We start from the raw sequence: 13738 nt of genomic DNA on the forward strand, positions 1-13738 counted from the left end.
GCGCGACCGCCCCCGCGCCCCCGGCGCCGGCGCGCGCGCCGACCCCGCCCCGCGCGCCGCCCCCACACACCCGCCCCGCACCCCGCACCCCCCCCACGACCGGCCCGTAGCTTCCCCACCCCCGCCCCACCCCCGCCTCCGCCCCCTCTCCTCCCCTCTCCTCCTCTCTCCTCCAGGAAGCCCCCCGATGCCCCCTGCACCCGCACCGGCCCCCCGGCTGCGCGCCGACGTCACCGCCCTGCCCCGCTACGTCCCCGGCCGCGCCGCCCCCAGCGACCTGGTCGACAAACTCTCCTCGAACGAGAACCCCTACCCCCCGCTCCCCTCCGTCCTCGCCGCCCTGCGCGAGGACCTCGGGCGCGTCAACCGCTACCCCGACCCCGCCAGCAGCGAACTGGTCACCCGGCTGTCCAAGGCCCTCGCGGTGCCCCCCGACCACCTCGTTGCCGGCACCGGCTCCCTCGGCGTCACCCGCGACCTGCTGCGCGCCGCGGCCGGCGAAGGAGACGAAGTCCTCTTCGCCTGGCGCTCGTTCGAGGCCTACCCGCTGCTCGTCTGGGCCACCGGCGCAACCCCCGTGCAGATCCCCCTGCGCGAAGAACGCCACGACCTCCAGGCCATGGCCGACGCCGTCACCGACCGCACCCGCCTGATCTTCGTGTGCAACCCCAACAACCCCACCGGCACAGCCGTGCACCGCGCCGAACTCGAGGACTTCCTCGACCGGGTGCCCGCCCGCGTCCTGGTGGTCCTGGACGAGGCCTACCGCGAGTTCGTCGACGACCCCGGCATACCCGACGGCATCGCCTGCTACCGCGACCGCCCCAACGTCGCCGTGCTGCGCACCTTCTCCAAGGCCTACGGGCTGGCCCGGCTGCGGGTGGGCTACGCAGTCGCCCACCCCCCGGTCGCGGCCGCACTGCGCGCCTGCACCGTCCCCTTCGGCGTCAGCGGACCGGCCCAGGCCGCCGCCCGCGCCTCACTGGACGCCCAGCCCGAACTCCTGCACCGTGTCAGCACCCTGGTGGCCGAGCGCACCCGCGTCACCCGCGCCCTGCGGGCCACCGGCTTCCACGTCCCCGACAGCCAGGCCAACTTCCTCTGGCTGCGCCTGGGCACCCGCACCCCGGCCTTCGCCGCCGCATGCGAGGCGGCAGGCGTCATGGTGCGCCCCTTCGGCGACGAGGGAGCACGCATCACCATCGGCACCCCCGACCAGAACGACCGCCTGCTGAAGACCGCAGCCGACTGGCAGGCATGAGACCCGCCCTGACACCGCACCGGCCGCGCAGTCCGCGCGGAAGCCGCACACCCCCGACGCGAACACAAAAAGCCCCCGTTTTTCACAACTTTCATGCCCAAGACGCATAGATCGTCTAGGGTGGTCCCATGAAGATGACGCTCGGCGAGCGCGTGCGGGCGGCCGTGGCCGCGCTCATGCAGATCGCGGGGGAGTCCCAGGCGGACCTCGCCGTCGCCCTGGGCGTCAGCCAGACGCAGATCAGCCGCCGCCAGTCCGGCAGTGCGGCGTGGAGCCTGAACGACTGCGAGGCCCTGGCCGCGCATTACGGGATCGATGCCCTGGACCTGCTCGCCGGCCCTACCCGTGCCTGTGATGCTCTCTCCCCCCACCGGCGGCGCACCCCGCCTGCCCCCTCCCGCCGCATCTCCTGCGCCGCCCGGGAAACGCCACGATGACCGACTACGACGCGATCGACGCACTCCTGGCCGGCGTCCGCAGACCCGCGGACCTGCCGCCCGCCGAGCAGCGGCGCGCGCTGCGGCAGGCGCTGGGTCTCTCGCGCACCCAGGTGGCCCATGCGCTGGGAGTGAGCCCGTCCACGGTCGGCGGCTGGGAACAGGGCCGTGACCCGAGCGGCGAGGCCCGTGAGCGGTATGCGTACTTCCTTGAGCAGGCGAAGGCCACGCTCACCGGCCTTGCGGCGCCCGCCGCGGGTACCGCGGCCGCCGCCGGGCAGTCTCACGGCCCCCGCCCCGGCCCGGGCGCTGCTGCCCCGGCGCCCGCCACCGACGAAGACCACCCCGACGACGGCGGCGGCGACCAGAGCGGCGGCGACGATGATCAGGACGAACTGGCCGTGCCGCGGCCGTGCGTGTTGTGCGGGCAGCCGGCCCGTCACCAGGTCGCCGGTTTCCCCCAGCACCTGGACGCCGCCGAGTGCACCCCCAGCCCCACACCCACACCCACACCCAGCCCCACACCCACACCCAGCCCCGCGCCCGCGCCCGTGGCCGCGCGGCCGGCTCCGGCACCCGGCCTGATGCCCGCGCCCGCCCCGACGCCTGCCCCCGCGTCTGCCCCTGCTGCGACCGCGCCCGGCCGTGACCGGGGCCGTGACCGGGGCCGGAGCCGTACCGGCGGGCCCGGCCCCGGGCCGCGCAGCGTGGGGGTCGTGGCGGCCGGGCGCCGGGTGCGGCCCGCCGACGCCCCCGACCCGCTCGCCGGACGGATCGCCTCGGCGGTCGCGGCCGCGCTCGCCGAGCACGGCGGGGACGTCACGGCCGCGACGGCGGCGCTGGTGAAGCGGGCGATCCCGGACGCGATGGAACTGCTGGACCAGTCCCGCCTCGGCGGCCGCTACGACATCGTCGCCCACCCCTGGCTGCCCGACGTCCTGCGCAAGCAGACCGCGCGCGGCGCCGACCAGATCTGGGAGGCCCGCCCGAAGTGGACCCGCCCCGAACTCCCGGCCGGCGTCCACGAGGTGACCGCGCTGGACGTCAACGGGGCGTACCTGTCGGCGCTCAAGACACACCTGCCGCTCGGACAGCTGGAGCACTCCGAGGGCAACCAGCACGACCGGCGCCGCGCCGGTGTCCACCTGATCACCCCGCCCGACTGGGACCACGACGCGGTCCTGCCCCACCCCATCGGCAGCCGCGACGAACCGGGCCCGCTGTGGGTGACCGAGCCGACCCTGCGCCTGCTGCTGCGCATCTCCGGCCCGAAGTACGGCCTGTGCGACCCGCCGGTGATCCACCAGTCGTGGACGTCCGGGGCGACCGAGGGCCTGCTGGAGAAGTTCCGCATCACCCTGAAAGACGCTAGGGACACCGCGATCGCCGACGGCGACGACGTCACGCTGGAGTACGTCAAGGCCATGTACTCCAAGTTCGTCTCCACCATGGGCGAGTCGAACTACAACCGCGAGCTGTACCGCACCGACTGGATGCACCTCATCCGCTCCCAGGCGTTCGCGAACCTGTGGTGGAAGGCCCACCGCGCCTGGGACGAAGGCCTCATGGTGATCCGCGTCATGGGCACCGACGAACTGCACGTCGCCGGCGACTGGCAGACTGTCTTCCCCGAAGGACGCGGCGTGAGCGAAGTCAAGGTCAAGGACGTCTACACCGTCGGCGACGCCGGCACCCCCACCCCCGAAGAGGCGTGACGAGATGCCCGATCGCACCATCGACTTCGGCAAGTACGGCGCCCGCGGCATCAAAGGGCACCAAGCCGTCGCCCGCCGGCTCGACGCGCTCGCCGGCTACATCGCCACCCCGATCACCGCCCGGCGCGGCCTGCTCGCCCGCCTGCACTACCTCACCCGCACCGACCACGCCCGCACCGCCGCCCGCGCGGCCGGCCTGACCGCCACGCCCCGCACCATCCGGGCCTGGCTCGCCGGCACCCGCTCACCCTCCCGCGCCAGCCTCGCCGCGATCGAGCAGGCCTACCGCACCGTGCGGCGCGAGAACGTCGCCCGCTACCTCCTCGCCCGCCTCAACCGCGACGGCCGCGGGACCCGAGTGGAGATCCACCCCCTCGACCAGTCCGGCGTCTTCCACCCCCACCAGCGCGTGGTCGCGTTTAGGACCATGAACGTCCGGCGCTGGGACCGGATCATCGCCGCGTGGGCCGCCGACGACGATGCCGCACTCGACGAGGCGTGGGTGGACCAGGTCGTCGACCTCGGCTCCCAGTGGGGCCAGTACGAGTACGTCACCAACATCGGCTTCGCCGCCTGAAGTCGGCACAAGGGCACACCTGTCCGCGATCCTCCCCGCGCGGAGTCGACGGACCGAGCTCGACGTCCTGCCGCAGCAGGCCCGGCGACCTCCCGCTCACGCCGTACCTGCCCGGGCCGCAGCATGCCGCGCCGCCATCACCTTTCGGGGGGGCCGCCATCAAGCGGACCGGCAGAGCCATCCGGCCCGGCACTCGCCTCCGTGAGTGCCCGGAGTGCGGCGCCCCCGGGAGCGTGACCTTCCCGCTCCCGGGAGACCAGCGTGACATTCACCGTGACCCCGCACGGGCTGCCCGGGGCGTAGGGCGCATCGCGCGCGGTGCCGTCCGCGTCTTGCCGAAGAGCGATGCTGAGACACTCGGCCCGCAGCCCTGGTCTCCAGGCCGCCTCACCTCCCGGGCACGCTCACCGTGGCGCGCCCCTCCTTGCCGGTGACCGTGCCGGTGGCAGCCTCTTCAACCGGCTGCTGCAGCTGCGGCGGCTGCTGTGCCGGCGTCCATGCCGAGCTGCAGGGCGACGCCGGCGCCGGCGACGGTGAGTGCCGCGATGCTGCTGGCGCTGGGCTGGGCCGCGGCGTTGTTGAAGGCCTGCCCGGCGTTGCCGATCGCGTTCTGGGTGTCGGTGATCCGCTGCTGGACGAAGTTCTGGATGCCGGTCTGGATCCCGGTCAGTGGATTGTCCTGGGAGGCGGTGGCGGGGGCGGGCTGACTCGCCGGGGCCGGCTGATTGTCCGTGACCGGCACCGCCACTGGCACCGGAGCCGCGACCGGCGTGGCGGGCTGACTCACGGTGGCGGGCTGGTCGGAGGTCGCGGTCGTGGTGGCGGGCTGGTCGGAGGTCGCGGTCGTGGTGGTGGGCTGGTCGGAGGTGTAGGCGCTGGTGTGGGGGAGCTGCGCGGGCGGCGGTGCGGGGGTGGGCGGGGTGTTCAGGGCTGTGCCGAGGCTGGAGTTGTCGGGCAGGACGGTGTGGCTGGGTGTCTGGACCTGTGGGGCGGGTGAGGGTGGTGTGCGCAGCGCTGTGCCCACGCCGGAGTTGTCGGGGACCCCTGCGGGCCGGCCATGTCTGCGGGGGCGGAGGGCGGTGCGGTTGAGGTGACCAGGGAACGGGTGTCTGCGTCCGGTGCCGCGTAGCGGGACCTCTTGAGTTCGCGGAGAGCTGCGATGACGGCGCTCCTGCCGCGGGAGAGGTTCTTTGCGGTCATGAACGCCTCTACCGCTGCGACGTTTTCCGGTTTCACCCCGCCCAGGTACTGCCATATGTCGACGGGGATGTCGCTGTTGCCGTCCCGACTCGGATAGGTCAGGCCCACGGCCGGGATCGCGTGTTTGTGCACGAGCAGCAGCTGGCATTCCTTCCACGCTCCTGGCTCGTAGCCGGAGCAGATGCCGTTGCTGCTGCCGATGACCATGTCGCCCTGGTTCATGACCGGGTCGTTGGCCAGCCCCTATTCGGCGTGCACCAGTACGCCGTTCACCTTGTAGCCGCTCAGGTCCCTCACGTCCTTGCCCAGTGCGGGCAGGCCGGCTGTCTGCAGAATCGTGTCGATGGCAGCTTTGTCAGTCCGCAGGACCTCAAGGGCGCCTTGGGCCGCTGCGCCCGCGACGGTGATCCGGATCTTCAGTTCCGGTTGGTCGTTGTGGCCAACCGACACGGCGAACCCGATCCCCACGGTGCTCCTGCTGGCCACGCTCACGGGCTTGTCCTGCCCGGGAAGCGTGATCAGCGTCTTTTTGAGGTCGGGCCTGAGCTGGTCGAGGATCTTGCGGATGAGGTCCACGGCCGTGGCGATCGCGTGGTCTCTCGGCGACGCGGTGCCCGGCCCGGATGCCGGCCCGTCGGGCGGCTGCGGCGTTCGGGGCCCCACGTCGGCCAGGGACATGGCCGTCTTTTCGGGCTGTCCGGCGGCGTGTGCGGAGCCGGCCGAGGACAGTGCCAGCAGGGCGGCACCGAACAGGACGGCCAGGACGGCCACAGCCAAGGGGAGCGCGGACGGCAGGCGGCGACGGGTGCCGTCCGCGGCTGAGCCGGCGGTCATCAGATGGTCTCCTTGTGTCGCAGGGACGGGGCGGCGAGGGACCGCCGGGGCGTCAGTACCAGTGGTGGGTCTGCCAGAAGGCCCAGGCGGCGCAGGCGGCGCAGGCGGCGCAGGCGCTGCCGTTACGGCTGCCGCCGTGGCGGAGGCGGCGGCGGAGGACGGGCTCGCGCCTCTGCGGTGCGCGCTCGCGCCGGTGTACCGGGCGGCGCGGGGCCGGGTGACGGGCGGGGCCCTAGGGTCGGGGCGGCGGCGGGCGGCCGTGGTGTGCCCGGCGGGCAGCTGCAGAGTGCGGCCGGCGTAGATGAGGGTGGAGCGGCCCAGCCGGTTGAGGTGCTGCAGCGCGGCGACCGTGGTGGCGTGGCCGCGGGCGATGGCCCACAGGGTGTCGCCCGGACGCAGCCGCAGGAAGGACCGCGACGCGGCTGCGGCCGCCCGGTGGCGGGCCGGACGGGCCCGGCGTGCCGGACGGGCCGGGTGCGGGACGGCGCGGACGGGGTGCGCGGCCGCCGGGGCGGAGGCCGGGGCAGCGGCGGCGGGACGTGCCGTGGCCCGGGCGGTGACGGGCCGGAGCGCTGTGACGGCCAGGACAGCCAGGACGGCCATGCAGCACAGCAGCACCAGCGCGGCCGGCACCCGCCCCAGCGGACCGCTGTGCAGGCCGTGGCGGCGCGTGCCCGGCCGATGGCGGCGGTACTCCACGTCGAACCCCTCCCTGTCTGCCAGGCGCCGGTGCGCGGTGGCATCTCAGTGATAGGGGCGGGATTTTTGACCAGCGAGAACCTTCCAGCAGGTGCGGACAACCGAACGACAACGCGCACGTATGCGCGCACGGCCCCGTAGCAGACGGGCGGGCAGGAATGCCGGGCCGTCTGTCCGCGTTACAGACAGCAGTGGTCGTGGAGGGGACAGTGTCCCCGGGCCTCACCCATTGCCCATGAGGACGATCGTCCGGCGATGCCTCATGGAGCCTTTCGCCGCGCAGGCGACCGCCCTTCATGACCACGTACACGCCGGTGGCCCGTCCCGGATCCCGCGGGGCGGGCCACCGTCACGTCCGGCCGGTACCGGCCACCAGCGCATGTTGATGGCGTCGAGGCCGGCGCGGCGCTGGGGACCGGGCTTCACGGCCCTGCGACGGGCGTTGCCGAGCCAGGCCCCCAGCTTGTGCTCGGCACCGTCGACGGTCTCCACCGCCTTGCGGGGCACGGCCAGACGCCCTTCGCGGGCGTGGAACTGACGGGCGGCCGCACGGTCGGCGTTCCATCGGGCGTCCTGCGACAGGGGCGCACCCGTGACCAGTTCGTGCTGACCGGGGAGGTCCCCCACCCGGTCGACACGCCGTCGGGGCACCCCCTTTTTTTCCGGACCCGCTGCCGCTCCGCGCAGGAGATCTCCTCGACGCAACGGCCCAGGCTCACCGCGACGGACCCCCACGAGGCTCACGGCCTGTCATCTCCCCCTCAGACGCTGGGCGTTCAACCGAAAGGTTGAATCCACGGGCATCCCCTGGACGACGCGGAACGGCGCGGCCGGTCGGCAGACTGGCCGCGCCGCCGCGGGAGGGAGGCGGGGGGGGGGGCCGGGGGGCCCCCCCCCCCCCCCGGGCGCCCCGCGGGGGGGGGGGCGCGCCCCCCCCGCCCCCCCCCCGCGCGGCCCCCGGGGGGCCCGCTCCCGGCTACCGGGGGGGACACCATGGGGATCCGGGGGGAGACCACACATGACGGTGCTCGGAGACGGGGCCGCCGCACTGTACGACACGGGCCCGGTGCCCGGACCCGGCGGCTGGCCGGTGACCTACGAGCAGGTGGTGACGGGCAACCTGCCGGCCGCCGACCCGCCGTCGCCGGTGCCGAGGCTGAGTGCGGGGCTGCGGCTGCACGGTGAGTACCAGGGGTCGGGTTTCACCGAGCCCAAGTACATCGCCCGTCGGGGGGACGGGCAGGTCGTGCAGCTGTCCAGGCTGCTGTACCTGGTGGCGTCGTCGGTCGACGGCGTCCGCGATGCCGAGGCCATCGCCCACCGGGTCAGCGCCCGCTTCGGACGCGAGGTCAGCGGGGAGAACATCCGCTACCTCGTGGAGAAGAAGCTGGAACCGCTGGGTGTGACGGTCCCGGAGGGCCAGGAGGACGACGAGGTCGACGCCCCGCGTTCCGACCTGCTGCTCGCTCTCAAGGGCCACCGGGTGATCTTCAACGAACGGCGTACGGCGAAGATCGCACGTTCGCTGGCGTGGCTGCACCGGCCGGCCGTGGTCGCGCTGGTGCTGGGCTCGGCCGTCGCCATGGACGTCTGGCTGTTCGGGTTCTTCGGGGCGATCGAGCCCGTCCTGGAGGTGCTCGACCAGCCGGTCCTGATCCTCGTCGTCTTCGTGCTCACCGTGGCCTCCCTCGTCTTCCACGAGTTCGGGCACGCCTCCGCGTGCAGATACGGAGGAGCCCGCCCCGGCTGCATCGGGTGCGGGCTCTTCCTCATCTGGCCCTCGATGTACACCGACGTCACCGACGTGTACCGGATCGGGCGGGCCGGCCGGCTCCGCACCGACCTGGGCGGCGTCTACTTCAACGTCGTCTTCATGCTGGCCATGACCGGCGCCTACTTCGCCACCGGCGCCCAGTTCTTCCTGGCCACGGTGTACCTCGGGCACTTCGAGATCATGGAACAGCTGATGCCGGCCGTACGGCTGGACGGCTACTACATCCTCGGCGACCTGGCCGGGGTCCCGGACCTGTACGGCAAGATCAGACCGATCCTGCTCGGCCTGGTGCCGGGGCCGAGGGGGGACAGGGCCCGCCAGGAGGTCGCCGGGCTGAAGAAGTCGGCCCGCGCCATCGTCGCCTCCTGGGTGCTGACGATGGTCCCGCTGATCATCGGCGAACTCGGCTACGCACTGTGGAACCTGCCGCGCATCCTCACCACGATGACCCGCTCGCTGACCGAGCAGCTCCTCGGCACCGGCGGCGCGTTCGTGCACGGCCAGGTGGTCGAGGGGCTGGTCGGGACGATCGGCTGCGTGATGCTGCTGTGCCCGATGGCCGGTGTCGTCTACCTGTCCGTGAAGATGGGCGGCCGGATCTTCCGGGCCGCGCAGCGCTCCACGGCGGGCCGGCCGAAGCTCCGGCTGGCGATCTGCGCCCTCGCCCTCGCCGGGCTCACCGGGCTCAGCTACGCCTGGATGTCCGGGGTGACCCCGAAGCCGCTGCCCAAGCAGCCGCCGATCGCCCCGATCCTGCAGCCGGGGGTGCCCACCGAGGAGCCGCCGCCGGCCCGGCAGGCCTCGACCCCGGACCGGCCGGAGGACCCCGGTGCCCCCTCGGACACGGCACCCGGCGGGCCGTCCGGCTCGGCCGGGACCAGCACCGCGCCCTCGGCCGGGAAACCGTCGCACGGGGCGTCCGCCTCCGCCTCGCCCTCCGCGTCGGTGGCGGGCAGCCCCGGGCAGGGCGGCCCCACCGCGTCGCAGGCGCCGGCCAGCGGGGGGCCGGTCACCGTGCCGGTGTCCTCGCCGCCACAGAGCGTGCCGGCGTCCCCGACGCCCATCCCGTCGGAGAGCGTCCCGGTGTCCCCGACCCCCAGCCCGTCCCCGCCGCCGGCCAGCGACTCGGCGAGCCCGGCCCCGGCCACGTCCTGACGGGCGGCCCCGCCGCGTCCTCACGTCCTGACGGGCGGCGGCACCGAACCACCTTCCGCAGCAGTACAGGAGCACAGGAGCACTCCATGAGCAGTCACCGAAAACCACGCACCACCTCAGGTCCGCTCACCCGGCGGGCCGTCCGGATCGGCCTGTTCGCCGCCGGTGTCGCCGGAGCGGCCACCGCCGTACCCGCGCAGGCGGCCACCTTCGCCCCGCAGGCCGCGGTCGTCTCCGACCACGTCTTCAGCCACGCCGACCGCGGGCACCACACCCAGGCCAGGGACTCCTTCACGGTCCGCCAGTTCGGCACGGTCAACGCCGCCGGCGTACGCAACCAGGCCAACGCCGTCTCGGCCGGCTGCTCGGCGGACGACCACTGCCGCTCGGTGGCCCTCTCCTTCCAGATCGTCACGATCGCCGGCGAGCACACCCACCTGAACGCGGTGAACCTCAGCGACGCCGCCAACAAGAAGTGCACGGGCTGTCAGACCCTCGCCGGGGCCTACCAGTTCGTGGTCTCCACGCCGACCGCGCTGCGCTTCGACCAGGCCACCCAGGACAAGCTCGCGGACATCCACCGCCGGCTCGACGAGCTGACCCGCTCCACCCTGCCGGCCGACCAGCTGCGCTCGCAGGTCGACGGGCTCGCCGCCGAGGTCACCGGCGTCCTGCACGACGCGGTCGCGAACGCCCCGAAGGGCGACCCGCAGAAGGACGTCACCCTCCACCGTCACCTGGACGGCTGGCCGGGCCACTGACCCGTCCGCGCACCACCGGCCGCCGGGCCCGCGACCGCCTCCCGCGGGCCCGGCGGCCTGCCACGTGCTCCCTCCATTGACACGGGTGACGACCGGACGCAGACTCGGAGGAAGAAGGTGAAGAAAATTTCACCAGACGAACGCGACTGTACAGGCGAACGCCCTGGCGAACGTCCTACTCTCAAAACCCCGGGCGACGACGCCCGGCCACGGAAGGGAACGACCGATGCGCACCACCGTCGGCATCATCGGAGCCGGACCCGCCGGGCTCCTCCTCGCGCGGCTGCTGCACAACGCGGGCATCGACTCGGTCGTCCTGGAGAGCCGCGACCGCGCCTACGTCGAGCACCGCCAGCGCGCCGGGATCCTGGAGCAGGGCACGGTGGACGTGCTGCGCGCGGCCGGCGCCGGGGAGCGCATGGACCGCGAGGGCCTGCGCCACGACGGCATCGAGCTGCGCTTCGCCAGGCGGCGCCACCGCGTCGACTTCCCCGGCCTCACCGGCGGCCGGTCCGTGACGGTCTACGCCCAGACCGAGGTCTGCAAGGACCTCATCGCCCTCCAGCTCAAGGAGGGCGGCCCGCTGCTCTTCGAGGCGGAGGCGCTGGCGGTGGAGGGCGCCGAGAGCGAACGGCCGCGGATCCGGTTCCGGCACGAGGGCCGTGAGGATGTCCTGGAGTGCGACTACGTGGCGGGCTGCGACGGCTTCTGGGGGGTCGCCCGCCAGGCCTTCCCGGCCGCGCTCTCCCAGGTCTTCGAGCGCACCTACCCCTACTCCTGGCTGGGCATCCTCGCCGATGTCGCCCCCTCCCACGACGAGCTGGTCTACGCCCGCCACGACCGGGGCTTCGCCCTGCTCTCCATGCGCTCCCCGTCCGTCTCCCGCCTCTACCTCCAGGTCCCGGCCGGCACGGACGCCGAGGAGTGGACCGACGAGGCGATCTGGGACGAGCTGGAGCGGCGCTTCGAGACCGACGACGACTGGCGCCTGGAGCGCGGCCCGATCACCCAGAAGTCGGTCACACCCATGCGGTCCTACGTCCACGAGCCCATGCGGCACGGCCGGGTCCTGCTCGCCGGGGACGCCGCCCACATCGTGCCGCCGACCGGCGCCAAGGGGCTGAACCTGGCGGTCGGCGACGTGGTGACCCTGGCCCGCGCCCTGGTCCACGAGCGGGAGACCGGCTCGCCCGAGCTGCTGGAGACCTACTCGGCCACCTGTCTGCGCCGCGTCTGGCAGGCCGAGCGGTTCTCCTACGACATGACCAGCATGCTCCACCCCGGTCCCGCCGACACCGCCTTCGACGCCCGGCTCCAGCTGGCCCGGCTCGGCCGGATCGCCTCCTCCCGGGCCGCCGAGACCGACCTGGCGGAGGCCTACACCGGCTTTCCGCTGGACGCCTGAGCGATCTCCGGCCGGTTCCGGTCGTGTTCCGGCTTCGTCATGGAATGAAGCCCTCCGTAGCCGGGAATCAGGGCTCCACGTAGCGTGTTGCGCAGCACGGCGCGGGAAAGATCCTCCGCAGGTAGGAGGGTCATTCCTTTGCCAATCCATTACTCTTGACGCCAAGGCCACGCAGGGTGGCCATGGAGGAGTGAAATGAGGAGCAGCAACCCGGTCTTCTCGCGACGGGGGTTCAGCCGCGACAACGGCTACGCGGGCTTCAACACCGCGCCGCAGGCCGGGTACGCCCAGGGCAACCCGTACGCGCAGAATCCCTACGCGAACAACCCCTACGCCCAGCAGGACCTCCAGCAGGGCGCCCCGCCGCAGGCCCCGGCCACCACCGGCCGGATGACCATGGACGACGTCGTCACGCGCTCCGCGCTGACGCTCGGCACGGTCGCCGTCGGCGCGGTCCTCGCCTGGGCCCTGCTCCCGGTCTCCAGCACCAGCTTCGGTCTGGCGTTCGGCTCCGCGATCGTGGCGATGGTCCTCGCCCTGATCCAGAGCTTCAAGCGCACCCCGGTGCCCGCGCTGATCCTGGGCTACGCCGCCTTCGAGGGCGTCTTCCTCGGCGTCATCAGCGAGATGTACAACAGCCAGTGGAGCGGCGCGCCGTTCCAGGCGGTGCTCGGCACCATGGCGGTCTCGGCCGCGACACTGCTGGTCTACCGGGCCGGCTGGATCCGCGTCACCGCCCGCTACGCCCGCGTCGGCATGGCCATCGCCATCGCCTTCGTGCTGGTCATGGCGGTCAACCTGCTGCTGGTCGCGTTCGGCGTCGCCGAGAACGGCGGACTGCGCAGCTTCGGCCCGCTCGGCGCGCTCGTCGGCATCATCGCGATCCTGCTCGGCGCGTTCTTCCTGACCCTCGACTTCAAGCAGATCGAGGACGGCATCGCCTACGGCGCCCCGAAGAACGAGGCGTGGCTGGCCGCGTTCGGCCTCACCATGACGCTGGTGTGGATCTACGTCGAGATGCTGCGTCTGGTGGCGATCTTCAGCAGCAACGACTAGCGCGACGGCACGCTCCCCAGGTGAGCTGAAGTGAGCTGAGAAGGGCCCCGGGGCATCAACGCCCCGGGGCCCTTCGCCGTCTGTGTGCGTGCGCGCCTAGAGAAGTTTGCGCGCGGCCCTCCTCAGGTCGTACTCGTGGATCAACGCCTTCGCGTGGCCGTACGCGAGGTTGTGCTCGTGGCGGAGCCAGCTGACCTTTTCCTCGAAGCGGAAGAGGGCCGGGCCTTCGTCGACGGTGCGCAGCCAGTCGGACACTTCACGACCGGTGCAGTGGGGGATGCGGGCGAGCATGTTGCGATGGGTCTCCTCGGAGAAGACTTGGGACATCGGCGCCTCCGGTGCGCAAAGGGGGTTGTAGCCGGTCCTTCACGTCACCGTGCCTGAGTGTTGGCGTGTTGGCAACAGTCGTGACAGGACAGCCGGGTTCTGCCGGGAGAGCCGACGGGAGGCGTTACGCTCGCGGCGTGGTTGATACGACGCCTCTTACCCGTGCAGTGGAGCATTTCGCCGACAAGCTGAGGGCGGCACCGCAGAGCCGGCTGCAGCGGGGGGCCGCCGCGGAGGCGCTGGGCCTGGCGCGGGAGTTGGCCCGGTGGGCGCAGGCGGTGGAGGAGCCGGGCGCCGCGAGCCGGGAGATGCCGGACGCGGGGATGTTCGCGGTGGCCGACCAGATCACGGTGGCCGGGAACGATCTGGCGGTGGTGCTCAAGAGCGAGGCCGAGGTGGGGGACGCGGTGCGGCTGGTGGAGGAGGCCCAGAAGAGGGCGGGGGTGTGAGGACCGGTGCGTTGTCGGGTGCGGGGGCGTGGGGGCCGTTCGCGCAGTTCCCCGCGCCCCTGACGGGGCGCACCGCAGCGCCCCTTCT

The 13738-nt window shown here is 73.0% G+C and carries 13 protein-coding genes; 9 read left to right on the forward strand and 4 right to left on the reverse strand.

Annotation, left to right across the window (positions count from 1 at the left end):
- Positions 1-187 precede the first annotated feature (187 nt).
- The 4 genes from hisC to AB0M11_RS39300 all read left to right on the forward strand — a co-directional run bounded on the left by hisC (position 188) and on the right by AB0M11_RS39300 (position 3990).
- On the forward strand, positions 188-1261 hold the full coding sequence (gene hisC / locus AB0M11_RS39285; protein WP_365713387.1) for a histidinol-phosphate transaminase: 1074 nt from the start codon (positions 188-190) through the stop codon (positions 1259-1261).
- 128 nt (positions 1262-1389) lie between these two features.
- Complete coding sequence (locus AB0M11_RS39290; protein ID WP_365713389.1) at positions 1390-1698, forward strand: helix-turn-helix transcriptional regulator; 309 nt, start codon at positions 1390-1392, stop codon at positions 1696-1698.
- Positions 1695-3413 carry a helix-turn-helix domain-containing protein gene (locus AB0M11_RS39295; protein ID WP_365713391.1) on the forward strand — a complete coding sequence of 573 codons (1719 nt, stop codon included), beginning with the start codon at positions 1695-1697 and terminating at the stop codon, positions 3411-3413. The genes AB0M11_RS39290 and AB0M11_RS39295 overlap by 4 nt, the downstream gene beginning before the upstream one ends.
- A gap of 4 nt (positions 3414-3417) precedes the next feature.
- Positions 3418-3990, forward strand: coding sequence for a transcriptional regulator (locus AB0M11_RS39300; RefSeq protein ID WP_365713393.1), 573 nt, complete (start codon positions 3418-3420; stop codon positions 3988-3990).
- A gap of 454 nt (positions 3991-4444) precedes the next feature.
- On the opposite strand, the gene AB0M11_RS39305 is transcribed toward AB0M11_RS39300, so the two are convergent.
- The 3 genes from AB0M11_RS39305 to AB0M11_RS39315 form a co-directional block, all read right to left on the reverse strand.
- On the reverse strand, positions 4445-5014 hold the full coding sequence (locus AB0M11_RS39305) for a hypothetical protein (protein WP_365713395.1): 570 nt from the start codon (positions 5012-5014) through the stop codon (positions 4445-4447).
- Positions 5015-5433: 419 nt separating this feature from the next.
- Positions 5434-6723 (reverse strand): LysM peptidoglycan-binding domain-containing protein, encoded by a 1290-nt coding sequence (locus AB0M11_RS39310; RefSeq protein WP_365713397.1) that lies wholly within the window; start codon positions 6721-6723, stop codon positions 5434-5436.
- Positions 6724-7017: 294 nt separating this feature from the next.
- Positions 7018-7374 (reverse strand): helicase associated domain-containing protein, encoded by a 357-nt coding sequence (locus AB0M11_RS39315; protein WP_365713399.1) that lies wholly within the window; start codon positions 7372-7374, stop codon positions 7018-7020.
- A gap of 367 nt (positions 7375-7741) precedes the next feature.
- On the opposite strand from AB0M11_RS39315, the gene AB0M11_RS39320 reads away from it, so the two are divergent.
- The 4 genes from AB0M11_RS39320 to AB0M11_RS39335 all read left to right on the forward strand — a co-directional run bounded on the left by AB0M11_RS39320 (position 7742) and on the right by AB0M11_RS39335 (position 12874).
- The gene (locus tag AB0M11_RS39320; RefSeq protein WP_365713401.1) at positions 7742-9652 is read left to right on the forward strand and encodes a hypothetical protein; all 1911 of its coding nucleotides are present in this window, start codon (positions 7742-7744) and stop codon (positions 9650-9652) included.
- 86 nt (positions 9653-9738) lie between these two features.
- On the forward strand, positions 9739-10413 hold the full coding sequence (locus AB0M11_RS39325; RefSeq protein WP_365713403.1) for a hypothetical protein: 675 nt from the start codon (positions 9739-9741) through the stop codon (positions 10411-10413).
- Positions 10414-10639: 226 nt separating this feature from the next.
- Positions 10640-11818, forward strand: coding sequence for a 4-hydroxybenzoate 3-monooxygenase (locus AB0M11_RS39330; protein WP_365713405.1), 1179 nt, complete (start codon positions 10640-10642; stop codon positions 11816-11818).
- A gap of 195 nt (positions 11819-12013) precedes the next feature.
- Complete coding sequence (locus AB0M11_RS39335; protein WP_365713407.1) at positions 12014-12874, forward strand: Bax inhibitor-1/YccA family protein; 861 nt, start codon at positions 12014-12016, stop codon at positions 12872-12874.
- A 96-nt stretch (positions 12875-12970) separates the two neighbouring features.
- Here the strand turns inward: AB0M11_RS39335 and AB0M11_RS39340 are convergent, their stop codons facing one another.
- The gene (locus AB0M11_RS39340; RefSeq protein WP_093502087.1) at positions 12971-13201 is read right to left on the reverse strand and encodes a DUF4287 domain-containing protein; all 231 of its coding nucleotides are present in this window, start codon (positions 13199-13201) and stop codon (positions 12971-12973) included.
- A 137-nt stretch (positions 13202-13338) separates the two neighbouring features.
- Between AB0M11_RS39340 and AB0M11_RS39345 the strand changes: the two genes are divergently transcribed.
- Positions 13339-13650, forward strand: a complete 312-nt coding sequence (locus AB0M11_RS39345; protein ID WP_365713409.1) for a hypothetical protein — start codon at positions 13339-13341, stop codon at positions 13648-13650.
- The last annotated feature ends 88 nt before the right edge of the window (positions 13651-13738 follow it).

The sequence above is a fragment of the Streptomyces sp. NPDC051987 genome, from assembly GCF_040680735.1.
Taxonomy (GTDB): Bacteria; Actinomycetota; Actinomycetes; order Streptomycetales; family Streptomycetaceae; genus Streptomyces.

Coding starts and splice junctions, on each gene's coding strand:
- AB0M11_RS39295 (WP_365713391.1), top strand. CDS start 1,695: ATGACCGACTACGACGCGATCGACGCACTCCTGGCCGGCGTCCGCAGA.
- AB0M11_RS39290 (WP_365713389.1), top strand. CDS start 1,390: ATGAAGATGACGCTCGGCGAGCGCGTGCGGGCGGCCGTGGCCGCGCTC.
- AB0M11_RS39320 (WP_365713401.1), top strand. CDS start 7,742: ATGACGGTGCTCGGAGACGGGGCCGCCGCACTGTACGACACGGGCCCG.
- AB0M11_RS39335 (WP_365713407.1), top strand. CDS start 12,014: ATGAGGAGCAGCAACCCGGTCTTCTCGCGACGGGGGTTCAGCCGCGAC.
- AB0M11_RS39325 (WP_365713403.1), top strand. CDS start 9,739: ATGAGCAGTCACCGAAAACCACGCACCACCTCAGGTCCGCTCACCCGG.
- AB0M11_RS39340 (WP_093502087.1), bottom strand. CDS start 13,201: ATGTCCCAAGTCTTCTCCGAGGAGACCCATCGCAACATGCTCGCCCGC.
- AB0M11_RS39330 (WP_365713405.1), top strand. CDS start 10,640: ATGCGCACCACCGTCGGCATCATCGGAGCCGGACCCGCCGGGCTCCTC.
- hisC (WP_365713387.1), top strand. CDS start 188: ATGCCCCCTGCACCCGCACCGGCCCCCCGGCTGCGCGCCGACGTCACC.
- AB0M11_RS39300 (WP_365713393.1), top strand. CDS start 3,418: ATGCCCGATCGCACCATCGACTTCGGCAAGTACGGCGCCCGCGGCATC.